This window comes from Streptomyces pallidus (ex Mingjun et al. 2026), assembly GCF_051550185.1.
In the GTDB taxonomy this organism is placed as follows: Bacteria; Actinomycetota; Actinomycetes; order Streptomycetales; family Streptomycetaceae; genus Streptomyces.
The window spans coordinates 2,320,001-2,343,501 of record NZ_CP196181.1; the positions used below are offsets into that span (position 1 = coordinate 2,320,001).

18 protein-coding genes and 1 pseudogene are annotated in these 23,501 nt (G+C 71.8%); 6 read left to right on the top strand and 13 right to left on the bottom strand.

The window, feature by feature from the left end; genetic code table 11:
- Positions 1 to 472: 472 nt before the first annotated feature.
- From ACSHWO_RS09775 to thyX, 3 genes are all read right to left on the bottom strand, one after another.
- Entirely contained in the window at positions 473 to 2,158 is a 1,686-nt protein-coding gene (locus ACSHWO_RS09775; protein WP_361102087.1) for a ribonuclease J, read from the bottom strand.
- A 126-nt stretch (positions 2,159 to 2,284) separates the two neighbouring features.
- Complete coding sequence (dapA, locus tag ACSHWO_RS09780; protein ID WP_361102090.1) at positions 2,285 to 3,184, bottom strand: 4-hydroxy-tetrahydrodipicolinate synthase; 900 nt, start codon at positions 3,182 to 3,184, stop codon at positions 2,285 to 2,287.
- Positions 3,185 to 3,441: 257 nt separating this feature from the next.
- Entirely contained in the window at positions 3,442 to 4,182 is a 741-nt protein-coding gene (gene thyX / locus ACSHWO_RS09785; protein ID WP_361102093.1) for an FAD-dependent thymidylate synthase, read from the bottom strand.
- 237 nt (positions 4,183 to 4,419) lie between these two features.
- Here thyX and ACSHWO_RS09790 point away from each other — a divergent pair, with 237 nt between their 5' ends.
- Both ACSHWO_RS09790 and ACSHWO_RS09795 read left to right on the top strand, forming a co-directional pair.
- Positions 4,420 to 4,686, top strand: coding sequence for a hypothetical protein (locus tag ACSHWO_RS09790; RefSeq protein WP_385842910.1), 267 nt, complete (start codon positions 4,420 to 4,422; stop codon positions 4,684 to 4,686).
- Between the two features lie 47 nt (positions 4,687 to 4,733).
- The gene (locus ACSHWO_RS09795) at positions 4,734 to 5,297 is read left to right on the top strand and encodes a hypothetical protein (RefSeq protein ID WP_385842914.1); all 564 of its coding nucleotides are present in this window, start codon (positions 4,734 to 4,736) and stop codon (positions 5,295 to 5,297) included.
- Between the two features lie 34 nt (positions 5,298 to 5,331).
- On the opposite strand, the gene ACSHWO_RS09800 is transcribed toward ACSHWO_RS09795, so the two are convergent.
- The 6 genes from ACSHWO_RS09800 to eccD all read right to left on the bottom strand — a co-directional run bounded on the left by ACSHWO_RS09800 (position 5,332) and on the right by eccD (position 12,561).
- On the bottom strand, positions 5,332 to 5,784 hold the full coding sequence (locus ACSHWO_RS09800; RefSeq protein WP_361102102.1) for a hypothetical protein: 453 nt from the start codon (positions 5,782 to 5,784) through the stop codon (positions 5,332 to 5,334).
- Between the two features lie 20 nt (positions 5,785 to 5,804).
- Complete coding sequence (gene dapB / locus ACSHWO_RS09805) at positions 5,805 to 6,560, bottom strand: 4-hydroxy-tetrahydrodipicolinate reductase (protein WP_361102105.1); 756 nt, start codon at positions 6,558 to 6,560, stop codon at positions 5,805 to 5,807.
- A 113-nt stretch (positions 6,561 to 6,673) separates the two neighbouring features.
- Positions 6,674 to 8,053 carry a M16 family metallopeptidase gene (locus ACSHWO_RS09810; RefSeq protein WP_361102108.1) on the bottom strand — a complete coding sequence of 460 codons (1,380 nt, stop codon included), beginning with the start codon at positions 8,051 to 8,053 and terminating at the stop codon, positions 6,674 to 6,676.
- On the bottom strand, positions 8,050 to 10,278 hold the full coding sequence (locus ACSHWO_RS09815) for a polyribonucleotide nucleotidyltransferase (RefSeq protein ID WP_385843275.1): 2,229 nt from the start codon (positions 10,276 to 10,278) through the stop codon (positions 8,050 to 8,052). Before ACSHWO_RS09815 ends, ACSHWO_RS09810 begins: the two co-directional genes overlap by 4 nt.
- A gap of 317 nt (positions 10,279 to 10,595) precedes the next feature.
- Positions 10,596 to 10,883: a 30S ribosomal protein S15 gene (rpsO, locus tag ACSHWO_RS09820; protein ID WP_361102111.1), complete on the bottom strand. Its 288-nt coding sequence runs from the start codon at positions 10,881 to 10,883 to the stop codon at positions 10,596 to 10,598.
- Between the two features lie 169 nt (positions 10,884 to 11,052).
- Complete coding sequence (gene eccD, locus ACSHWO_RS09825) at positions 11,053 to 12,561, bottom strand: type VII secretion integral membrane protein EccD (RefSeq protein WP_438311210.1); 1,509 nt, start codon at positions 12,559 to 12,561, stop codon at positions 11,053 to 11,055.
- Between the two features lie 204 nt (positions 12,562 to 12,765).
- Between eccD and eccCa the strand changes: the two are divergent.
- Both eccCa and ACSHWO_RS09835 read left to right on the top strand, forming a co-directional pair.
- Positions 12,766 to 16,808, top strand: a pseudogene (gene eccCa / locus ACSHWO_RS09830) (type VII secretion protein EccCa).
- Between the two features lie 108 nt (positions 16,809 to 16,916).
- The gene (locus tag ACSHWO_RS09835) at positions 16,917 to 17,162 is read left to right on the top strand and encodes a DUF397 domain-containing protein (RefSeq protein WP_360628154.1); all 246 of its coding nucleotides are present in this window, start codon (positions 16,917 to 16,919) and stop codon (positions 17,160 to 17,162) included.
- A gap of 105 nt (positions 17,163 to 17,267) precedes the next feature.
- On the opposite strand, the gene ACSHWO_RS09840 is transcribed toward ACSHWO_RS09835, so the two are convergent.
- The 4 genes from ACSHWO_RS09840 to eccB all read right to left on the bottom strand — a co-directional run bounded on the left by ACSHWO_RS09840 (position 17,268) and on the right by eccB (position 21,047).
- A complete protein-coding gene (locus tag ACSHWO_RS09840; RefSeq protein ID WP_361095459.1) occupies positions 17,268 to 17,576 on the bottom strand; it encodes a WXG100 family type VII secretion target in 309 nt (102 codons plus the stop codon).
- A gap of 52 nt (positions 17,577 to 17,628) precedes the next feature.
- The gene (locus tag ACSHWO_RS09845; protein ID WP_361095456.1) at positions 17,629 to 17,970 is read right to left on the bottom strand and encodes a hypothetical protein; all 342 of its coding nucleotides are present in this window, start codon (positions 17,968 to 17,970) and stop codon (positions 17,629 to 17,631) included.
- A gap of 213 nt (positions 17,971 to 18,183) precedes the next feature.
- Positions 18,184 to 19,446 carry a type VII secretion-associated serine protease mycosin gene (gene mycP, locus ACSHWO_RS09850; RefSeq protein ID WP_438311214.1) on the bottom strand — a complete coding sequence of 421 codons (1,263 nt, stop codon included), beginning with the start codon at positions 19,444 to 19,446 and terminating at the stop codon, positions 18,184 to 18,186.
- 11 nt (positions 19,447 to 19,457) lie between these two features.
- The gene (gene eccB, locus ACSHWO_RS09855) at positions 19,458 to 21,047 is read right to left on the bottom strand and encodes a type VII secretion protein EccB (protein WP_438311217.1); all 1,590 of its coding nucleotides are present in this window, start codon (positions 21,045 to 21,047) and stop codon (positions 19,458 to 19,460) included.
- 265 nt (positions 21,048 to 21,312) lie between these two features.
- Between eccB and eccE the strand changes: the two genes are divergently transcribed.
- Together eccE and ACSHWO_RS09865 are read left to right on the top strand one after the other, a co-directional pair.
- Positions 21,313 to 22,590 (top strand): type VII secretion protein EccE, encoded by a 1,278-nt coding sequence (gene eccE / locus ACSHWO_RS09860; protein ID WP_438311219.1) that lies wholly within the window; start codon positions 21,313 to 21,315, stop codon positions 22,588 to 22,590.
- A complete protein-coding gene (locus tag ACSHWO_RS09865) occupies positions 22,587 to 23,297 on the top strand; it encodes a hypothetical protein (RefSeq protein ID WP_438311221.1) in 711 nt (236 codons plus the stop codon). The genes eccE and ACSHWO_RS09865 overlap by 4 nt, the downstream gene beginning before the upstream one ends.
- The last annotated feature ends 204 nt before the right edge of the window (positions 23,298 to 23,501 follow it).

The window sequence follows — 23,501 nt, forward strand, 5'->3', positions numbered from 1 at the left end:
TTTTCAAAGGAACCTCATCCACCTAAGTGGACGGGGTATCAACTTCTGGCGTTGATTTTTGGCACGCTGTTGAGTTCTCAAGGAACGGACGCTTCCTTCGTACTCACCCTCTCGGGCTTTCCTCCGGGCTTTCGTTCTTGCGTTTCCCACTCTATCAGAGTGTTTCGCGCTTCGCTTTCCGGGTTCTTCGCTTTCGCGCTTTCCCTTTCCGGCGATTCCAACCTTACCAGACTCTTTTCCGTTCCGTTTCCGGTCCGGATTTGAATTCGGTGGCCGTTGGAGGGCCTTTCCCTTTCGGGCGGATCAGACCTTATCAGGCTTTCCTGGGGTCTGATTACCACCCGCTCGCACGACGAGTCCGGGCACAGGAGTGTGCCCGGGCTTGGTACGAGGTGGAGCCGTAAACGTACTGGAGCGGGGCCCCCGATGCAAATCGGGTTGCCCCGCTCCGGTGAAGCGGCTACGTCGGGGGTCAGACCTCGACGACGACCGGCAGGATCATCGGACGGCGGCGGTAGCCGTCCGACACCCACTTGCCCATGGTCCGGCGGATGAGCTGCTGGATCTGGTGCGGCTCCGCGACGCCGTCGGCGGCGGCGCGGGCGATGGCCTCCTCGATCTTCGGCAGGACCGCGGCGAACGCCGAGTCCTCGATGCCGGAGCCGCGGGCCTGGATGTTCGGGCCGCTCACGACCTTGCCCGTGGTGCTGTCCACCACGACGAAGACCGAGACGATGCCCTCCTCGCCGAGGATCCGGCGGTCCTTCAGGGAGGTCTCCGTGACGTCGCCGACCGAGAGGCCGTCCACGTACACGTAGCCCGCCTGGACCTTGCCGGCGATCCGGGCCCTGCCGTCGATGAGGTCCACGACGACGCCGTCCTCGGCGATCACGATGCGGTCCTTCGGGACGCCCGTCATCGCACCGAGCTCGGCGTTGGCGCGCAGGTGGCGCCACTCGCCGTGGACCGGCATGAGGTTCCGCGGCTTGCAGATGTTGTAGAAGTACAGCAGCTCGCCCGCGGACGCGTGGCCGGACACGTGCACCTTGGCGTTGCCCTTGTGCACGACGTTGGCGCCCCAGCGGGTCAGGCCGTTGATCACGCGGTAGACCGCGTTCTCGTTGCCCGGGATCAGCGACGACGCCAGGATCACGGTGTCGCCGGGGACGATCCGGATCTGGTGGTCGCGGTTGGCCATGCGGGACAGGGCCGCCATCGGCTCGCCCTGGGAGCCCGTGCAGACCAGCACGACCTCGTCGTCCGGCAGGTCGTCGAGGGTCTTCACGTCCACGACCAGGCCCGGCGGAACCCGCAGGTACCCCAGGTCACGGGCGATGCCCATGTTGCGGACCATCGAACGGCCCACGAAGGCGACCCGGCGTCCGTACTCGTGCGCCGCGTCCAGGACCTGCTGGATGCGGTGGACGTGGCTGGCGAAGCTCGCCACGATGATCCGCCGCTGCGCGCCGGCGAAGACGCCGCGGATCACGTTCGAGATGTCGCGCTCCGGCGGGACGAAGCCCGGGACCTCGGCGTTCGTCGAGTCCGACAGGAGGAGGTCGATGCCCTCCTCGCTCAGCCGCGCGAACGCGTGCAGGTCGGTCAGACGGTTGTCCATCGGGAGCTGGTCCATCTTGAAGTCGCCGGTGGCGACGACCAGGCCCGCGGGCGTGCGGATGGCGACCGCCAGCGCGTCCGGGATGGAGTGGTTGACCGCGATGAACTCACAGTCGAAGACGCCCAGGTTCTCGCGGTCGCCCTCCTTCACCTCGAGGGTGTAGGGGCGGATGCGGTGCTCCTGGAGCTTCGCCTCGATGAGCGCCAGCGTCAGCTTCGAGCCGATCAGCGGGATGTCCGGCTTCTCGCGCAGGAGGTACGGGACGGCGCCGATGTGGTCCTCGTGACCGTGCGTGAGGACGATGCCCTCGATGTCGTCGAGCCGGTCCCGGATGGACGTGAAGTCCGGCAGGATCAGGTCGATGCCCGGCTGCTCCTCCTCGGGGAAGAGCACGCCGCAGTCGACGATCAGCAGTCGGCCGTCGAACTCGAAGACGGTCATGTTGCGGCCGATCTCGCCCAGGCCGCCCAGCGGGGTGACGCGCAGGCCGCCCTTGGGAAGCTTCGGGGGCGGGCCGAGCTCAGGGTGCGGATGGCTCAAAAGTCTCTCCTCACCACGCACGCCACGTGCGTACGGGGCACGTGGCGCGCATGTCAGTCGTGCATTCGTGCACTTGCATGTGTCTGTCTGTTTCGGGTCTTGCCTATTCAGTTGTGAAGTCCGTTGTCAGAGCTCTACCCCGCCGGCAGCAAGATCGATCTTGAGCTGCGCGGTCTCCTCGGGGGTCAGCTCGACCAGCGGGAGCCGCAGCGGGCCGGCGGGCAGGCCCTGGAGGTTCAGGGCGCCCTTGGTGGTGATCACGCCCTGGGTGCGGAACATGCCGGTGAAGACCGGGAGCAGCTTCTGGTGGATCTCGGTGGCCTTCTGGACGTCGCCACCGAGGTGGGCCTCGAGCATCGCGCGCAGCTCGGGAGCGACCACGTGGCCGACGACGGAGACGAAGCCGACGGCGCCGACCGACAGCAGCGGCAGGTTCAGCATGTCGTCGCCCGAGTACCAGGCGAGGCCGCTCCGGGCGATGGCCCAGCTGGCGCGGCCGAGGTCGCCCTTGGCGTCCTTGTTGGCCACGATGCGGGGGTGCTCGGCCAGGCGCACCAGGGTCTCGGTGTTGATCGGGACGCCGCTGCGGCCGGGGATGTCGTACAGCATCACCGGGAGCTCGGTGGCGTCGGCGATGGCCGTGAAGTGCCGGTAGAGACCCTCCTGCGGCGGCTTGTTGTAGTACGGCGTGACGGCCAGCAGGCCGTGCGCGCCGGTCCGCTCGGCCTGGCGGGCGAGCTCCAGCGTGTGGCGGGTGTCGTTCGTCCCGATGCCGGCGACGACGTGGGCACGGTCGCCGACGGCCTCCAGGACGGCTCGTACGAGGTCGTCTTTCTCCGCGTCGGTGGTGGTCGGGGACTCACCGGTGGTCCCGTTGACGATCAGGCCGTCGTTGCCTGCGTCCACCAGGTGGACGGCGAGCCGCTGCGCGCCGTCGAGGTCGAGTGCGCCATCCGCCGTGAACGGCGTGATCATGGCGGTGAGGACCCGCCCGAAGGGGGTCTGCGGAGTCGAGATCGGAGCCATGGGTAACACGCTACTCGCTGCCACGCTCGCAGTGACCCCTCGGGGGACGTAACGCCAGGCGCGCCCTCCTGTGGCGGTCGGGAGGGTGCTTGGAGCCCGGCACTGCCTGCTCGGGGGTTCAAGCAGTGCCGGGTCCGTTTGATCAGCCTAGATGAACTTCACGAAACGTCGCAATACGGACACTTCGGACTTGGTTCCGTACATCTATACGGATCGGGCGGTGGGCCGACCGCCGGGCCCTTCCCGGCCCTCCCCGCTCACGGGGCGATGCGGCCGTTCGCGTTGAAGGCGGAGTACGTGAGCGGCATCAGCTTGGCCCAGTGCTGCTCCATCTTCTCGCCCACCATCTCGATCTCCCGCTGCGGGAAGGACGGCACCTGCGCGAGCTCGTGCTGGGTGCGCAGCCCCAGGAAGTGCATCAGCGAGCGCGCGTTGCAGGTGGCGTACATCGAGGAGAACAGGCCGACGGGCAGGACCGAGCGGGCCACCTCGCGGGCCACGCCCGCCGCCAGCATCTCCTGGTAGGACTCGTAAGCCTGCCGGTACGAGTCCTCCATGATCCGGCCGGTGAGCTCCAGCTGCGCCTCGGTGCCCTCGACGAAGACGTACTTGCCCGGCCGACCCTCCTGGACCAGCTTGCGCTCCGCGTCCGGGACGTAGAACACCGGCTCGAGCTCCCTGTAGCGGCCCGACTCCTCGTTGTACGACCAGCCGACGCGGTGCCGCATGAACTCGCGGAACACGAAGATCGGGGCACTGATGAAGAAGGTCATCGAGTTGTGCTCGAAGGGGCTGCCGTGGCGGTCCCGCATCAGGTAGTTGATGAGGCCCTTGGAGCGCTCCGGGTCCTTCTGCAGCTCGTCGAGCGACATCTCGCCGGCCGTCGAGACCCGGGCGGCCCACAGCACGTCCGAGTCGGCGGCGGTGTGCTTGACCAGTTCCACCGTCACATCACTGCGGAAAATGGGTTTCAGGGCGGGGGCGGCGGTCTCGCTCACCGGGGATCCTTCCGGACGACCTACAGGGGGCGCGCCCACTCTACGGCGCCCGTCACGGCACTTCTCGCACGCGCCCCCGAGGCACCCCGGCGTCAACGCGCCTGACGGAGCGCCACGCAATACTCCCCGCCGTCCCGGATTCCGGCACCAATCGGGCGGTTCGTACGTCCTACCGGTAGCACCCCCGTGTCCGACCTCCGCCCCGCACCGGGGCCCGACCCCGAGGAGAGCCGTCCCATGCCCCTCCCCCAGCTCCCGCCGGGTGGTAGCCCCCGGCGCGAGCCCGTCCCGTTCGCCTTCGTCGCCGAGGCCGACCGCTTCCGCAGCAATGTCACTCCGCCGCCGCGCGAGCGCCTGAGCAGAACCCAGTTGGCCGCCCGTAGTCTGGTCGGTCTGACCGTGGTGGCGGGGCTCGTCGGCTCCCTGCTCTTCGGCGTTCCCGCACTGCAGCCGCAGCAGGCGCCCGCCAAGTCGCAGCAGTCGGAGGCCTCCCACGGGCGGTAGCCTCACGGGCAAGCCCAACCGAACGTGCATGTGAGTGAGGTCCCGCCGTGCCCCTGTCCTTCCTGACGGCCGACGGCGCGTTCGACGCGCAAGAGGAAGACGTCCCGCTCGCCCATCACGACCTCGACCGCTGGCGCCGGCCCCACCGGCCCGGTCCCTGGCGGGTGGCGGGCTCCGCCGTACTGCTGCTGCTCGCGGCGTTCATGCTGTTCGCCACCATGATCATCGCCTTCGCGGGCACCTGGGCCGGGGCCGCCGTCTGCCTCGTCGCCGCGCTCAGCGTCGTCGGCACCGCGCTGCGGATGCTGATGACGGGCGTGTGGGTGAGCCGTGCGGGGCTGCGCCGGGTCGGGGTCTTCAGCGCCCGCTCGGTCCCCTGGGACGAGATCACGGAGCTCCGCACGGTGCAGCAGCCGGTGCGCTGGCTCGGGCTGCCGAGGACGGTGCAGGGCCAGGCGCTGATCGCGACGTGCCGCAGCGGCGCGGAGCTGCCGGCGCTGCTCACCGACCAGAACGCCGACTTCCTGTCCCGCGGCGAGGCCTTCCGACGGGCCGTCGACACGGTCGAGGCCTGGGCCGAGGACTACCGGACGGTGCGCGCCGCCGCCTGAGGCGCACGGCGCGCACGGGGAGCCCGTACGGGGATCAGACCTGTACGGGCTTCCTGTCGTGCAGGGCGATGGCCCGCATCATGGCCTTGCGCGCCCGCGGGGTGTCGCGGGCGTCGTGGTAGGCGACCGCGAGCCGGAACCAGCTGCGCCAGTCGCCCGGCGCGTCCTCCGTCTCGGCCTTGCGGCGTGCGAAGACCTCGTCGGCGGAGTCCCGAAGGATCCGCCCGTACTGGTCCCGCTCCAGCTCGTCGACGGGCAGCCCGCCCTCGGCCTCCAGCTCGGCGGCCAGCTGGTTGGCCCGGGTGACGAACCGGGTGTTCTTCCACAGGAACCAGATGCCGATGACCGGCAGGATCAGCACGGCCGTGCCGAAGGTGACCGTCAGCCAGGTGCCCTGCTCGATCAGCAGCAGGCCCCGGCTACCGACCAGGACGAAGTAGACGACCAGGACGGCGGCCGTGATGAAATAGGTGATCTTCGCGCGCATGGGGTGTTGCCGCCTGCTCGTCAGCCGAGGTCGAGGAAGTTTTCCAGGCCGAAGGTGAGGCCCGGGGTCTCCACCACGCGCCGCACGCCGAGCAGGATGCCCGGCATGAAGCTGCTGTGGTGCAGGGAGTCGTGACGGATGGTCAGGGTTTCGCCCTCCGCGCCGAGCAGCACCTCCTGGTGGGCCAGCAGGCCGCGCAGGCGGATCGCGTGCACCGGGACGCCGTCGACGTCCGCGCCGCGGGCGCCGTCCAGCGCGGTGGCCGTGGCGTCGGGCTGCGGGGCGCAGCCCGCCTCGGCGCGGGCCGCGGCGATGAGCTGGGCGGTGCGGGTGGCCGTGCCGGAGGGGGCGTCGACCTTGTTCGGGTGGTGCAGCTCCACGACCTCGACGGACTCGAAGTAGCGGGCGGCCTGGGCGGCGAACTTCATGGTGAGGACGGCGCCGATGGAGAAGTTGGGTGCGATGAGCACGCCGGTCCCGGGGAACGCGGCGAGCCAGCCCCGCAGCTGGCCGAGGCGGTCCTCGGTCCAGCCGGTGGTGCCGACGACGGCGTGGATGCCGTGGCGCAGGCAGAAGTCGAGGTTGCCCATGACGGACCCGGGGGTGGTCAGCTCGACGGCGACCTGGGCGCCGGTCTCGGCCAGCGTCTCCAGCTTGTCCCCGCGGGTGAGCGCGGCGACCAGCTCCATGTCCTCGGCGGCCTCGACGGCCCGGACGGCTTCGGATCCGATGCGCCCCTGCGCACCGAGTACCGCGACCCGCAGCTTGCTGCTCATGCGTACTTCCTTCGCTTCCACTGGACGTGGCGGCCAGGCCGCCGGGGGTGCGGGCGGGGCGGCGGCCGGCCGTCCCCGAAGGGGGACCGGCCCGCGCCCCTGCCGCGCATGGCTCAGGCCACCGCCTCGTCGAGGCGGGCGGCCTGCTTCTCCTTCAGCGGGCCCATCACCGCGAGCGACGGTCGCTGGGCGAGTACGTCCCGGGCGACCGAGCGGACGTCGTCCGGGGTCACGGCGGCGATCTCGGCCAGCATGTCGTCGACCGACATCTGGTCGCCCCAGCACAGCTCGCTCTTGCCGATCCGGTTCATGATCGCGCCGGTGTCCTCCAGCCCGAGGACGGTGGAGCCGGACAGCTGGCCGATGGCCCGCTTGATCTCCTCGTCCGTGAGGCCGTCCGCCACGACCTTCCCGAGCTCGTCGCGGCAGATCCGGAGCACGTCGTGGACCTGGCTGGGGCGGCAGCCCGCGTACACGCCGAACAGGCCGGTGTCGGCGAAGGCGGAGGTGTACGAGTACACGCTGTAGGCCAGGCCGCGCTTCTCCCGGACCTCCTGGAAGAGCCGGGAGGACATGCCGCCGCCGAGGGCGGTGTTCAGCACCCCCAGGGCCCAGCGGCGGTCGTCGGTGCGGGCGAGGCCCGGCATGCCGAGGACGACGTGGGCCTGCTCGGTCTTGCGGCTGACCAGGTCGACCTTGCCGGAGGTGCGGATCCGCTTGGTGCCGCCGCGGGGGCCGATCGGCGCGGCGTCGGTGCGTCCGAGGGCGCCGGCCCGCTCGAAGGCCGCGCGGACCTGGCGTACGACCTTGGCGTGGTCGACGTTGCCGGCGGCGGCCACCACCAGGTGGGTGGGGTCGTAGTGCTTGCGGTAGAAGCGGTGGATCCGCTCGGCACCGAGGGCGTTGATCGTGTCGACGGTGCCGAGGACGGGACGGCCCAGCGGGGAGTCGCCGAACATGGTGTGCGCGAACAGGTCGTGCACGCAGTCGCCCGGGTCGTCCTCGGTCATCGCGATCTCTTCGAGGATGACGCCGCGCTCGGCGTCGACATCCTCCTCGCGGATCAGCGAGCCGGTGAGCATGTCGCAGACGACGTCGATCGCCAGCGGCAGGTCGGTGTCGAGCACCCGCGCGTAGTAGCAGGTGTACTCCTTCGCCGTGAAGGCGTTCATCTCGCCGCCGACCGCGTCGATCGCGGAGGAGATGTCGAGGGCGCTGCGCTTGCCGGTGCCCTTGAAGAGGAGGTGTTCGAGGTAGTGCGTGGCGCCGTTGAGCGAGGGCGTCTCGTCGCGGGAGCCCACGTGCGCCCAGATGCCGAAGGTGGCGGAGCGGACGGAGGGCAGCGTCTCGGTGACGATGCGCAGTCCGCCGGGGAGGACGGTGCGCCGGACGGTGCCGATGCCGTTCTGACCCTTGAGCAGGGTTTGGGTACGGGCGACGGCCCGCCCCTCCGAAGAGGGGCGGGCCGTCACACGGGAACTACGCGACGTCACTTGTCGGAGTCGTCCTTGTCGGCGTCGGCGTCGGCGTCGGCGTCCTCGCCCTCGATCACGGGGATCAGGGAGAGCTTGCCGCGCTGGTCGATCTCGGCGATCTCGACCTGGACCTTGGTGCCGACCGCGAGCACGTCCTCGACGTTCTCCACGCGCTTGCCACCGGCGAGCTTGCGGATCTGCGAGATGTGCAGCAGGCCGTCCTTGCCCGGGAGCAGGGAGACGAAGGCACCGAAGGTGGTGGTCTTGACGACCGTACCCAGGTAGCGCTCGCCGACCTCCGGCATGGTCGGGTTGGCGATCGAGTTGATCGTGGCGCGGGCGGCCTCGGCGGCCGGGCCGTCGGCGGCACCGATGTAGATGGTGCCGTCGTCCTCGATCGTGATCTCGGCGCCGGTGTCCTCCTGGATCTGGTTGATCATCTTGCCCTTGGGGCCGATGACCTCACCGATCTTGTCCACGGGGATCTTGACGGTGATGATCCGCGGGGCGTTCGGGGACATCTCGTCCGGCGTGTCGATCGCTTCCATCATCACGTCGAGGATGTGGAGGCGGGCGTCGCGGGCCTGCTTGAGGGCCGCGGCCAGGACGGAGGCCGGGATGCCGTCCAGCTTGGTGTCGAGCTGGAGGGCGGTGACGAACTCCTTGGTGCCGGCGACCTTGAAGTCCATGTCGCCGAAGGCGTCCTCCGCACCGAGGATGTCGGTGAGGGCGACGTAGTGGGTCTTGCCGTCGATCTCCTGGGAGATCAGGCCCATGGCGATGCCGGCGACGGGGGCCTTCAGCGGCACACCGGCGTTCAGCAGCGACATGGTGGAGGCGCAGACCGAGCCCATGGACGTCGAACCGTTGGAGCCGAGGGCCTCGGACACCTGGCGGATCGCGTACGGGAACTCCTCGCGGCTCGGCAGGACCGGGACGAGGGCGCGCTCGGCGAGGGCGCCGTGGCCGATCTCGCGGCGCTTCGGGGAGCCGACGCGGCCCGTCTCGCCGACGGAGTACGGCGGGAAGTTGTAGTTGTGCATGTAGCGCTTGCGGGTCACCGGGGAGAGGGTGTCCAGCTGCTGCTCCATGCGGAGCATGTTGAGGGTGGTGACGCCCAGGATCTGGGTCTCGCCACGCTCGAACAGGGCGGAGCCGTGGACCCGCGGGATCGCCTCGACCTCGGCGGCCAGGGTGCGGATGTCGGTCACGCCGCGGCCGTCGATGCGGACCTTGTCCTTGATGACGCGCTCGCGGACCAGGGCCTTGGTCAGGCTGCGGTAAGCGGCGGAGATCTCCTTCTCGCGGCCCTCGAAGGCCGGGAGGAGCTTCTCGGCGGCGAGCTCCTTGACGCGGTCCAGCTCGGTCTCGCGCTCCTGCTTGCCGGCGATGGTCAGGGCCTGGGCCAGCTCACCGCGGACGGCCTGCTCCAGGGCGGCGAAGACGTCGTCCTCGTAGTCCAGGAAGACCGGGAACTCGCCCTCGGGCTTGGCGGCCTTGGCGGCGAGGTCCGACTGGGCCTTGCACAGGACCTTGATGAACGGCTTCGCGGCCTCGAGACCGGCGGCGACGACCTCCTCGGTCGGCGCCTCGGCGCCGCCCTTGACGAGGGTGATGGTCTGCTCGGTGGCCTCGGCCTCGACCATCATGATCGCGACGTCGCCGTCCTCCAGGACGCGGCCGGCGACGACCATGTCGAAGACGGCGTCCTCGAGCTCGGAGTGGGTCGGGAACGCGACCCACTGGCCCTTGATCAGCGCGACGCGGACGCCGCCGATCGGACCGGAGAAGGGCAGGCCGGCGAGCTGGGTGGACGCGGACGCGGCGTTGATCGCGATGACGTCGTACAGGTGGTCCGGGTTCAGCGCCATGACGGTGGCGACGACCTGGATCTCGTTGCGCAGGCCCTTCTTGAAGGACGGGCGCAGCGGGCGGTCGATCAGGCGGCAGGTGAGGACCGCGTCCTCGGAGGGCCGGCCCTCGCGGCGGAAGAACGAGCCGGGGATCTTGCCGGCCGCGTACTGCCGCTCCTCGACGTCGACCGTCAGGGGGAAGAAGTCGAGCTGGTCCTTGGGCTTCTTCGACGCGGTGGTGGCCGACAGCACCATCGTGTCGTCGTCCAGGTAGGCGACGGCGGAGCCGGCGGCCTGGCGGGCCAGGCGGCCCGTCTCGAAGCGGATCGTACGGGTGCCGAAGGAACCGTTGTCAATGACGGCCTCGGCGTAGTGGGTCTCGTTCTCCACTAGCGTTTTCTCCATTTTCGTCGTCTCCGTCCGCGGCCCGTGTGGCGGCGGACGGCCGGAGAAGCGCTCCTTGCGTGCGGGCCGGTCTTCGATCGAAGTACCCGGTTCGGCGCCCGTGGGGCATTTCCGGGTACCACTACCGAGGACCGGCGGCGTAGGAGGGCGCTCCTCCTTCTTCAGTTGTGCACCGCAGTGCGACGCGCACGTGCGTCCAGACTACAAAGCGGCGGGTACGTCGCGCACGCAGAGCGGGCGCACGGCACGTACGGCGAAGGGAGCGGCCCCCTCAGCGTGGGAACCGCTCCCTTCTCAGCGACTTACTTGGCGCCGGCCGCACCGCGGCGGATGCCGAGGCGGTCGACCAGCGTACGGAAGCGCTGGATGTCCTTCTTGGCCAGGTACTGCAGCAGGCGGCGGCGCTGGCCGACGAGGATCAGCAGACCACGGCGGGAGTGGTGGTCGTGCTTGTGGGCCTTCAGGTGCTCGGTCAGGTCCGAGATGCGGCGGGAAAGCAGCGCGACCTGGACCTCGGGGGAGCCGGTGTCGCCCTCCTTGGTACCGAACTCGGCCATGATCTGCTTCTTCGTGGCGGCGTCGAGCGACACGTTTACTCCTCTTGGGTGTTTCGTGGCCACCGAGTGCCCCAGGTCGTCGTCTCTGGGGGTCTTCCGTTACTCGGGAGGCGGGTCCGTCGGGCGCAGTCCCCGGAGGGTTCCGGGGCCGCGTGCACAGACGGCCGTCACACAGCGTACCAGGCTGCCCGCGCGGCGCGTCTCAGCTGGTGAGCGAGCGGGCCCGGGAGTAGACGTCGAGGACGGCCAGGGCCAGCGGGACCAGGCTGAGCAGGACGGCGGCCTCGGTGAGGTCGAGCAGCCGCCCCCAGAAGGGTGACAGACCCTTGCGGGGTATGACCAGCGCAATTCCGGCGAGGAGGGCCGCACCGGCGGCGACCGCGGCGGACAGCCAGATCGTACGGAGGTCCAGGCCGCCGCGGTCGTGGTAGCGGGTGAGCTCCGCCAGCAGGTCGGCCGGCGGGTGCAGGGCCAGGCCCAGGACCAGTAGGGCGACGGCGGCCAGGCCCGCTGCCAGGGCGCACACGACCTGGGAGGTGTAGCGGAAGAGCCGGGCGCGCAGCAGCATGGCGAGGCCGGTGGCCAGGGCCAGGAGCCGGCCCCAGGTGTTGTCGGAGAAGCCGAGGACGGCGGCGGAGCCGACGGCGACGGCGGCGCAGCCGGCGACGAGGCCGAGCAGCATCTCGTGGCCGCGGCGGGCCTGGGTGGCGATGGCGTCGGCGTCGAGCGGGGTGCCGGCGTCGCCCTGGTCGGGGCCGGTGGCGGGGTCGCCGTACGGCTCGGTCTCGTAGCGGTCCGGGGTCTCGTAGGCCTCGACGGCGCTCTGCGGGGCGGCGTAGCCGATGGGCAGCCGGGCGAAGCGGGCGGAGAGGCCGGGCAGGAAGGCGACGAGGCCGATGGCGACGGGGGCGCAGCCGGCGGCGGTGGCGGTGGCGGAGGCCTCGGTGACGACGGCGAGGAAGGTGGCCAGGGTGCCGGTGGCGGCGAGGAAGGTGGCGGCGACGAACGGGGCGTCGCCGTTCGGGGTGAGCGCGACCAGGGCGACGGAGGCGACCAGGACGCAGACGCAGCCGAGCAGGAACTGCAGCCGGCCGGGTCCCTGGCCGGCGGCGGGGGCGACGATGCCGGAGCCGGCGATCAGCAGCTGCGGCAGGGCGCCGAGGCCGAGGGCGACGGCGGAGCCGCGGTCGCGGTAGACGCGGGCGCGGACGCCGGCGGCGGCGGTCAGCAGCAGGCCGAAGGCGCCGGCGATGATGCCGGGCAGGCCGTGCATGTCGTGCCGGACGGGGTCGGCGTACCAGAGGACGAAGCCGAGCAGGACGAGGAGGACGGCGGCGCCGGCCAGGCCCGCGCCGCGCAGCATGTCGTCGCTCCACAGGTGGCGGTCGCGGACGACGGCGGAGGCGACGGCGTCGGAGACGTCGTCGAAGACGGCGGGCGGCAGCGACTCGGCGAACGGGCGGAGGCTGAGCACCTCGCCGTCGAGGACCTGTTGGGCGGCGAGGCTGCGGGCGCCGTCGAGGACGGTGCCGTCGCGGCGGACGAGATGGTAGCCGGTGGGCGTGCCGACGGGCTGGGTCTGGCCGGTGAGGCGCAGCAGTTCGGGGTGGATGTCGGCGACGGCGATGTCCTCGGGGAGGGCGACGTCGATGCGGCTGTCGGGGGCCACGACGGTGACCCTGCAGAAGCCCGTCGCTGCGGCCGTACTCACCTGTGGGACCCCCTGATCGGCGGAGCGGGTGCGCGCCGCGGCGGTGTCTGATTCGCGGATGCGCATACTGCGCGGGCCACCCTACCGGGAGTATGCATGACAGTCGGCAAGTAGGATCACCGTCGCGCGCGGAGAGCCCCTTCGCGCCCGGGACTTGGGGCGCCGCAGCAGCGTCCGGTCCGCTTTCGAGGGATTGATGCTCCGGTGAGTCAGATCGTCGTCAAACGCCCGCCGCGGTCCCTGCCGCCCGAAGTCCCTTCGGACGAACTGAGGCTTGAGGCTCCGCCGGAGCTTCCCCGGGGGCAGCAGGAGGGCATGCTGATGCAGCTCCTGCCGATGCTGGGCATGGGTTCCTCGGTCGTCTTCTTCTTCATGCCGGGCGCGGCGCCGTTCATGCGCATCATGGGCGTGCTGATGCTGGTGTCGACGGTGGCGATGGTCATCGCGCAGCTGGTCCGGCACCGCCGCGGTACGCAGGGGCAAATGGCCGATGTGCGCAGGGACTACCTGAAATACCTCGCGCAGACGCGCCGTCAGGTGCGCCGGACCGCACGGGCTCAGCGCGACGCGCAGTTGTACCTGCACCCGGCGCCGGAGCAGTTGTGGTCGGTGGTGGCCGAGGGCTCGCGGCTGTGGGAACGGCGCGTGGGCGACGCCGACTTCGGGCAGGCCAGGCTGGGGCTGGGCGCGCAGCGGCTGGCTACGCCGCTGGTGGCGCCGGACACCGCGCCGGTGGACGAGCTGGAGCCGCTGACGGCGGGCGCGATGCAGCGGTTCCTGAAGGTGCACTCCTCGCTGGACGGGCTGCCGGTGGCGGTGTCGCTGCGGGCCTTCTACCACGTGACGGTCTCCGGGGAACCGGAGTCGGCGCGCGGTGCGGCCCGGGCGGTGGTGGCGCAGCTGGCGACGCTGCACTCGCCCGACGACATGGTGGTGGCCGTGGTGGCCGCGCCGGGCGCGGTGGAGGCGTGGGACTGGGTGAAGTGGCTGCCGCACACCCAGGTGCCGGGGCAGGTCGACGGGGCGGGCAGCAAGCGGCTGTTCGGCGACGACCTGACCGAGGTGGAGGCGCTGCTGGCGCCGCGGCTGGAGGGGCGGCCGCGGTTCAGCCGGGACACCTCTCCCGTGCTGGACCAGCCGCACCTGGTCATCGTCCTGGACGCCAACTCCCGCGGCGGGCTGGTGCCGGCCGAGTCGGCGTTCGCGGCGGCCGAGGGCCTGCAGGGCGTGACGATCGTCGAGGTGGTCGCGGGTGAGCTGGACGAGCCGCGCGGTGGGCTGTCGGTCGTGGCGCGGCCGGGGAGGCTGCGCCTGGAGTCGGGGGGCGGGGTCGCGTACGAGGGCCTGCCGGACAGCCTGTCGCTGCCGGCGGCGGAGGCGCTCGCGCGCCAGTTGGCGCCGCTGCGCACCGGCGGTGGTGACGACGACGAGCCGCTGCTGGCCAACCTGGACTTCACGGACCTGCTGAACCTGGGCGACGCGGCGTCGGTCGACGTGGCCCGGACCTGGCGGCCGCGGTCGGCCGGTGAGCGGCTGCGCGTGCCGATCGGCGTGGGCGAGGACGGCTCGCCGGTGATGCTGGACCTGAAGGAGGCGGCGCAGGAGGGCATGGGCCCGCACGGGCTGTGCGTCGGCGCGACGGGTTCGGGCAAGTCGGAGCTGCTGCGCACGCTGGTGCTGGGCCTGGCGGTCACGCACACCTCGGAGACGCTGAACTTCGTCCTCGCTGACTTCAAGGGCGGTGCGACGTTCACCGGCATGGGGCAGATGCCGCACGTCGCGGCGGTCATCACCAACCTGGCGGACGACCTGACGCTGGTGGACCGCATGGGCGACTCGATCCGCGGCGAGCTGCAGCGCCGTCAGGAGCTGCTGCGGACGCGAACCTGACGCTGGTGGACCGCATGGGCGACTCGATCCGCGGCGAGCTGCAGCGCCGTCAGGAGCTGCTGCGCTCGGCGGGCAACTACGCGAACATCCACGACTACGAGAAGGCGCGCGCGGCGGGTGCCCCGCTGGAGCCGCTGGCCTCGCTGGTGCTGGTGATCGACGAGTTCAGCGAGCTGCTCACCGCGAAGCCCGATTTCATCGACATGTTCATCCAGATCGGCCGGATCGGCCGTTCGCTGGGCGTGCACCTGCTGCTGGCCTCGCAGCGCCTGGAGGAGGGCAAGCTGCGCGGGCTGGACACGTACCTGTCGTACCGGATCGGTCTGCGGACCTTCTCGGCGGCGGAGTCGCGCACGGCGATCGGCGTGCCGGACGCCTACCACCTGCCCTCGGTGCCGGGTTCGGGCTACCTGAAGTTCGGCACGGACGAAATGGTGCGCTTCAAGGCGGCGTACGTCTCGGGCACCTACCGCTCGGGCGGGCGGGAGCTGTCGGTGGGCCGGTTCCCGGTGGAGCGGCGGCCCGCGCTGTTCACGGCGGCCCCGGTGCCGGTGGTGTACGCGGCCCCGGACCCGGCGTACCTGGCGGCGCAGGCCGAGCAGGAGGACGACGCGCTCGCGGACACGGTGCTGGACGTGATCGTGTCCCGGCTGGAGGGGCAGGGGGTGCCGGCGCACCAGGTGTGGCTGCCGCCGCTGGACCGGGCTCCGGCGCTGGACCAGCTGCTGCCGGCGCTGGCGGCGTCGGCGGAGCGCGGGCTGCACGCGGACGGCTACACGCGGCCGGGCGGGCTGGTGGTGCCGCTCGGGCTGATCGACAAGCCGTTCGAGCAGCGGCGCGAGGTGCTCTACCGGGACTTCTCGGGTGCGGCGGGACACATGATGGTGGTCGGCGGTCCGCAGTCGGGCAAGTCGACGCTGATGCGGACGTTGATCTCCGCGTTCGCGCTCACGCACACCCCGCGCGAGGTGCAGTTCTACGGGCTGGACTTCGGCGGCGGCGGTCTGTCGGCGGTGGCGGAGCTGCCGCACGTCGGCGGGATCGCCTCGCGCCTGGACCCGGAGCGGGTGCGGCGCACGGTCGCGGAGGTGGCCGGCATCCTCAACCGCCGCGAGGAGTTCTTCCGGGCCCACGGGATCGACTCGATCGGCACCTACCGGCGCAAGCGTGCCGCGGGCGAGCTGCCCGGCGAGGCGTGGGGCGACGTGTTCCTCGTCATCGACGGCTGGGGTGGTTTCCGCGGCGAGTACGACGGCCTGGAGCCGGTGGTCACGGACATCGCGTCGCGCGGTCTGGGCTACGGCATCCACGTGGTGATCACGGCGGCGCGCTACATGGAGGTGCGGGCCGCGCTGAAGGACCAGATGCTGGGCCGGCTGGAGCTGCGGCTCGGTGACGTCATGGACTCCGAGTTCGACCGGAAGGTCGCGGCGAACGTCCCGACGGGCATGCCGGGTCGCGGCCAGGTGCCGGAGAAGCTGCACTTCCTGGGGGCGCTGCCGCGGATCGACGGCTCGCACGACGTGGAGGAGCTGTCGGACGCGACGGCCGCGTTCGTGTCGGCGGTGAAGGAGAACTGGTCGGGTCCGGCGGCGCCGGGCGTGCGGCTGCTGCCGCGGCTGCTGCACGCGGACCAGCTGCCGGGCGGCGGGGACTTCCCCGAGCGCGGCATCGCGATCGGCATCGACGAGACGAACCTGGAGCCGGTGTTCGTCGACTTCGAGACGGACCCGTTCCTCCTCGTCTTCGGCGAGAGCGAATCGGGCAAGACGAACCTGCTGCGCCTCGTCGCGCAGCAGATCGCCCGGCGGTACAGCCCGGACCAGGCCCGGCTGGTCGTCGGCGACTACCGGCGCACCCTGCTGGGGGCGCTGCCGGAGGAGCACCTGTTGGAGTACGCGCCGATGGCGAGCTCCCTGCAGATGCACATGGAGGCGCTGGGTGGCGTGTTCGCCCGGCGGCAGCCGCCGGAGGACGTCACCCCGCAGCAGCTGCGGGACCGCAGCTGGTGGACGGGCCCGGACGTGTACATCATCATCGACGACTTCGACCTGGTGGCCACGAGCCAGGGCAATCCGCTGGGGCCGCTGGTGGAGTACCTGCCGTTCGCCCGGGACACGGGCGTCCGGTTCATCATCGCGCGGAACTCCGCGGGGGCCTCGCGGTCGCTGTACGAGCCGTTCATGCAGCGCATCAAGGAGCTGGGCGCGCAGGGCGTGGTGCTGTCGGGCGATCCGTCCGAGGGCGACCTGATCGGCACCGTGCGGCCGCGGCCGATGCCGCCGGGCCGGGCGTTCTTCTCCTCGCGCCGGCGGGGGACTTCGCTGGTCCAGCTGGGCCGGATGCCGGGGGCCTGAGCCGGCCGGCACCGCGGGAGCGGAGGGTGATCCGCCGGAAACGCTCCCGCGGTGCGGGCCGGAGCCCCGATAATCGGCAGCGTAGGACCGCCGAGGGAGAGGCCGCACATGGGCACCCAGCAGGAGAAGGACGAGCTGTACGCGCTCGACATCAGCGGCGTGGAGTGGGAGGGCCCGCCCGGGACCACCCCCGACGAGGAGCGGGTCGAGATCGCCCGGCTGCCCGAGGGCGCGGTGGCCATGCGGTCCTCGCTGGACCGGGACACGGTGCTGCGCTACACGGCGGCCGAGTGGGAGGCGTTCGTCCTCGGCGCCCGGGACGGGGAGTTCGACCTCGACCGCGGCCCGCACTGAGTCGGTTCCGGGCCGGTACGCACGGAAAGGGGCGCGCCCGCAGTGGGCGCGCCCCTTTCCGTGCGTACCGGCCCGGAACCGGCCCGGAACCGGCCCCGGAGCGGCTCAGTAGGCCTCGGTGAACAGGCGGGAGGCCTTCACGTCGGTGGCGCGGTAGTCGCCCTTGCCGCGCTCGATCAGCTGGGCGACCTGCTCCAGCTTGTTCTTCATGTGCTCGGCCTTGCCCTTGTACCTGCCCTGGAGGTCGACGTACGACTTGTGCGCCTCACCGTCCCAGGTGTCGGTGACGACCTTCAGGGCCTGCTCCATCTCCTCGAGGTCCGTGATGATCTTCTTGGAGACGGCGCGGATGCGGTTGGCCATCTCCTGGACGCTCTCGTACCGTACCCGGGTCGCCCCGTCGTTGGCTGCCATGATCTTCTCCTTCGCGCGCTGGGCTGGACTGGGTGGGGACCGACGCGGCCGGTCAGACGCCGTTGAGGCCGGAGGTGTTCTGGTTGCCGGACTCGGACCGGATGGTCGCGAAGGCAGCGCGCACGTCGTCGTCCTGGGCGTTGCTCAGGTTCTTGGTCTGGGCGACCGCGTTGTGCAGGATGTTGAGCAGGCGGCGGATCTCGTCGTGGTCCTCGTTGACGACGGACTGGGCCTCGACGAAGCCGGAGGCGCCCACACCGGTCCAGCCGGCGCTCACCGTGGCGAGGATGTCGGCCAGCTCCCGGGACTGGGTGGTGACGGCGTGGGCCGTCGTCTCGATCTTGTTCTTCGCCTGGACGATCGGATCGTCCGCAAGTCCGAAGTTGTTGCTCATCCGAAGCTCCTCACTTCTCAATTCGCCGGCAGAACCGGCGGATTGCGGAGCGGAGCGGACGTCCCGGCTGCGAATGTGCTCCGCCCACCGGGGAATTCCCCCTCCGCCTCACGCGATCCCCCGATCACAGTCGTGAAGCCTGGTGTCACTCTAGCCAGTTCATGTCACAGCCCCAACACCAACGGCCTGCATCTGTGGATGAACCGTGACCGTTCACTGCAAACGGCCGCGGCGCCGCCGGGCGTCCCGGACGACGATCGCCGCCCCGCCGATGACGGCGATCAACACGGCGCCGGTTCCCAGGGCGTACGTGCCGATCCGCTCGTCCCGCTCCTGCGCGGTCTCGGTCAGCCGCATCGCCGCCGCCTCGGGTGCGGCCGCCGGCGGCGGGCCCGGGTCGGGTACGGGGGCCTTCGGCCGCTCGTGGTCCTGGGTGACGGCGCGCACCGCGTCGACGACGCCCCAGCCGACGTAGTCGTCACGGCCGTTGACCGAGCGCTCGGCGGTGTTCTGGATCTGCCAGACCACCTCCTGCGGCGACCAGTCCGGGTGCTCGGCGCGCAGCAGGGCCGCGACGCCGGCGACGTACGGCGCCGAGAAGCTGGTGCCGTTGTCGATGCACTGCCCGAAGCCGGGGACGGTGGAGACCATGTCGACGCCGGGCGCGGCGATGCCGACGAAGTCGCCGGGCTGGGAGAACACCGCCCGCTCGTTGTTGCGGTCCGAGGAGGCAACGGCCAGGACACCGGGGAAGGCCGCCGGGTAGGTCCTGCGCTTCTGGCCGCTGGCGCCGTCGTTGCCGGCGGAGGCGACGACCAGCACCTTCGCGTCGACGGCGCGCTGGACCGCCTTGCCGAGCTCGGTGTCGGCGGTCATCGGCGCGTCGGTGTCCTGGGAGATGTTGATGATCTGGGCGCCCTTGGCGACGGCGTGGTCGACGGCCTGACCGAGGGAGAGGGCGTTGCCCTTGCCCTGGCCGTCGTTCTGCCGGATCGGAATGATCACGGCTTCCGGGGCGAGGCCGACGAAGCCGGTGCCCTCCTGCGGGCGGGCCGCGATGATCCCGGCGACCTTCGTGCCGTGGCCGACGGTGTCGGCCGTGCCGTCGCCGCCCCTGGGGTCGAGGAAGTCCTTGCCCGAGCCCACGTCGAGGGCACCGCTGAGCTGCGGGTTCACCCGGTCCACGCCGGTGTCGATGACGGCGACGCGAACCGGCTTGCCGTCCTTGTCCTTGCCCTTGGTCCGGGCCCAGAGCGTGTCCAGCAGGAGCCGCTGGAGGGCCCAGGGGCGGTCGGCGATCTGCTTCTTCATGGGGAAGGTGCACTCCCCCGCCCCGGCGGGACGCAGGGCGGGGGCTGCGGCGGCCGCCGCGGGCGCGGCCGTGGCAGGAGCGGCTGCCGCGGTCGTGCCGCAGGCCGCGGCCAGGGCGGCGGCCGCGGTGAGGAGCGCGCGGCGCCCGTACGGGGAGCGGGTCATCGGCGGCCTCCTCACGAGCCCTGCGGCTGACGGGCCGAGTTGGTGTCCAGGCGGGGACCCTTGGAGAGGAACTCCGACCACGCGATGGGCACCAGGGCGGGGGTGATGCCGCCGTAGCCGAGCCGGATCTGCGCCTGGCTGGCCTCGGGCCGGCCCTCGCCGGCGCCCTGGCCGCCGCCCTGCTGGTCCGGGGCTCCGATCTTCGACTTCTCGGCGTCGCTGTCCCCGTTGGCCTGGACGGCGTACCGCAGGCCGGTGTCGGTGACGAGGAACAGGGCACCGCCCGCCGTGGTCTGCTTGCCCTGGACCTGGGTGTAGAGCAGCCCTGAGCCGGGGGTGACGTACGCGCTGGTGCCGCTGGCGGTCATGTCGACGGGGAATCCGGTGCCGGCCCAGGTGCTCAGGGTCTGGCCGCCCTGGCCGTCGACCGAGCGCAGCACGTTGCAGATGGTGTCGCGCGGCCCGCCGCCCTGCGCGGAAGCGTTCTCGCCGGTCGGGGCCTGGTTGATGCGGGCGGTCTTGCGGGCCGGCCAGCGGGCCTCGCCCCTGAACGGCGTCTGCTCCGGGTTGAGGCTCTGGAGGTCGACCTCGCGCGGCTTGCCGTGCATGTTGAGGCCGTCCGTGGCGGGCGCCGAGATCAGCAGCCAGGCCACGAAGTCGGAGACCGGGGCGACCTTGCCCGGCAGCACCACGTAGTGCTGGGCGCCCGAGCCGGTCTGGGCCCGCAGCACCATGCCGACCTTGTTGTCGGCGGTGCCCAGGCCCGGTACGTCGGCCTTGGTGCCGGCCGCGACGGGCAGCTGCGGGAAGGCCAGGTCATCACCGGAGTTGAGCGTGGCCAGCCACTGCTCGGTGACCTGCTGCGGGGTGGCGCCGGTGTTGCCGACCAGCGCGTTGGTCATCTTGCCCGCGTCGGCCGTGCCTTCGGGGAACTTGTACTTGGTCCCCGTGCTGTCGACGAGGTAACGCTCCTTGGCCCCGCCGGTGTTCTGCACGTACAGCATCTGGCTGTCGGTGAGCCGGCGCTCGTCGTCCATCTTGCCCGCCTCGCGGTCGGCGAGGACGAAGGTGGCGGTCTGCACGGTCTGCCCGTTGCCGCCCGGCGCCTGGCAGGCGGCCCAGCGCTTGGCCTTGCCCGCGTCCTTCGGGGCGGGCAGCCGGTCGGGCGCGTAGGGGATGCCGATGATGGGGCCGCGCGGCGGCCTGCCCGCGTCGAGGACCTTGTCGTCGATCTGCAGGACCTTGAACTTCTGCGGATCCAGGAGGAGTCGGGCGGAGGCGAGGTTGAGCACCGGGTGCAGTCGGGTCTGGTCCTTGCCGTTCACCTTGGTCGTGAGGACCACGTACCGGGTCGTCGACTGCTTGCCGACGAGGACCTTGGTGCCCGGCTCGTCCCAGCCCTTGGGGGCCTGCGGCTTGAACATGCCCCAGGCGCCGAACCCGGCGAGGACGACCGCCCCCAGCACCAGCCCCGGGACGACCGCGCGCAGGGGCCGCGGCGCACCCTCCTCGGAACCGGTCGCGGTGGGCTGGAGGAACGCGGCCACCGTCCGCCGCTTCGCAAAGGTGTACGCGTTGAGTTCATCACGCCGTGATGCCATGACCGTCTGCTTCTCCCCGCACGACCCGGTCGGCGACCGCGGTCCCCGGGCCTCGTTTGTCGGACCGGGCACCTACTATGCCTCTTGATCGAGGGGGCGGACGGGCCGGGTAGGGTGAGGCCGCCGCTCAGTGCCTTCCACAGCCTTCCACACCGGGGTAATCAGGGCCTGTTGGGGCGGAATGGGGAGATTCCGGGGTCCCGCGGCCAGCACCGCGCCGCCCCGGCACTCACGGGGTCTGGTCCCGGGAAGGGGAGGTGGGCGAGTGACGGCCACCGCGACGGAACCGCAGGCGGGCGCTCCCGCACCCGTGCGCAGCGGGGTGACGCCGAGTCCGAAGTCGAGTCCCGGCCGCTTCGGCCCGTTCCGACTGCAACAGCTGGTCCTGCTCCAAGTGGCAGCGGCCGTGCTGCTGGTGGCCTGGGTGGTCGAACCGCTGCTGCTGGTTCCCGCCGGCGTGCTCGCCGTGGTCCTCGTGGTCCTCGCCGTCGTACGCCGCCACCAGCGCTCCCTGCCCGAGTGGATCGGCGGCGCCCTCGCGTTGCGCGCCCGCAGGCGGCGGGCCGCGGCGTTCACCGTGCCCGCGGGCACGGAGCCGGGGTTGGCACCGCTCGTCGAGGCCGACCCGGCGCTGCGCACCATGACGTTCAGCGACCGCGACCGGCGGCCCGTCGGCATGGTCGGCGACGGCACCTTCCTGACCGCCCTCGTCCAGGTCGACAGCGACGCCACCGCGCTGCGGCCGGACCGCACGGCGCGGCCGCTCCCGCTGGCGCTCGTCAGGGACGTCCTGGAGGTGGACGGCATCCGGTTGGAGTCCGCGCAGCTGGTGCAGCACACCCAGCCCGCGCCCGCCCCGCACCTGCCCCCGCAGTCGATGGCCACCCGCAACTACGCGCCGCTCCAGGCCCAGACGGGCACCCCGGCGGTGCGGCTGACCTGGATCGCCCTCAAGCTCGACCCGGAACTGTGCCCCGAGGCGATCGCCGCGCGCGGCGGCGGGCTCGCGGGAGCCCAGCGCTGCCTGGTGCGGGCGGCCGACCAGTTGACGAGCCGGCTGGCCGGCGCCGGCTTCCGGGCCACCGTGCTCACCGAGCAGGAGCTGACGGCCGCGCTGGCCACCTCCTCGTGCGCGAACCCGAGGGCGATCACCCAGGCCGGCCGCTCGGCCGCCTCCGGCCGCCGCACCGAGGAGACCTCGCGGACCTGGCGCTGCGACGACCGGCGCCACACCACGTACTGGATCGGCCGCTGGCCGCAACTGGGCGGCTCCGGTACGGCTTCCCTGCCGCAGTTCGTGGCACTGCTGACCTCGCTGCCGGCGCTCGCCACCACGTTCAGCCTGACGGTGGCCCCGGCGGAACGCCAGGGCGTCACCCTCAGCGGGCACGTACGGGTGACCGGCCACAGCGACGAGGAGCTGGTGGCGGCCCGCCGGGAACTGGAGCGGACGGCCCGCGGCGTTCGCACCGGGCTGGTCCGGCTCGACCGCGAACAGGTACCGGGGCTGCTGGCCTCGCTGCCGCTGGGAGGCGCACGATGAGGAACGCGGTCAGGGGCGGCTTCGGGCTCGTCGGCCCGCGCCGGCCACGGCACACGGTCCCCGCGGTGGACCTGGACGCCCTGGCCCTGCCGGTCGGGGACGACGGGGTCGTCATCGGCGTCGACGCCCAGGGGCGGCCGGCGGTGCTCGGCATCAACCGGCCCACCCCGTACGAGGTGACGCTCATCGGCGGCGTGTGGACCGCCCAGGTGCTGGCGCTGCGCGCCGCGGCCACGGGCGCCCGCGTCGCGGTGGAGACCGGGCGGGCGCAGGTGTGGTCCGCGCTGGCCCGGGCGGCGGGCGGCGGGCAGCAGTGCGTCACCCTGCACGACGTGGGGCGCGTACCCCCGCAGGGCGCGTCGGCGGGCAGTCCGGTGCTGGTGGTCCGCGACTGCGGGATGCGGCCGCCGCGCGGCCGTGTCGTAGCCGCGCCCTGGCAGTCGGTGGTGACGCTGCTGCCGTACCTGAGCCCGACGGCACCGCGGCTGCTGCAGAACTCCTCCCTGGCGGGGATCCAGCGGGTGTCCCCCGACGAGGCGGAGCAGGTCGGCCGCCTGATGAACCTTCCGCGGCAGACGGTGGATTCGTTGCCGACGCTGGGCGACGGGGTCACCCTGTGGTGCACGCCGCGGGACCGGCAGTTCGTGATGACCCAGGGCACGGAGGCGGAGACCGGGCTGCTGGGGCCGTGCCGGCGCATCGACTGACCGGGCCCGCGCCCCCGGGAGGCGGGCGGGCCGGACGGTGACGGTTGCTCAGGGCTGCCGCGGCCGGTAGGCAGGAGGCACCACCCCGCTGTGCGCGGTGCCGTACCGGCGGCGCGCCGCGGCCGCGCCGTGCCCGCGCCGTCCGCCGTCGCCCACCGCCGCCCGACGGTCGGGCGGTCCGGCGGTCGGGGTCGCCGGGCGGTC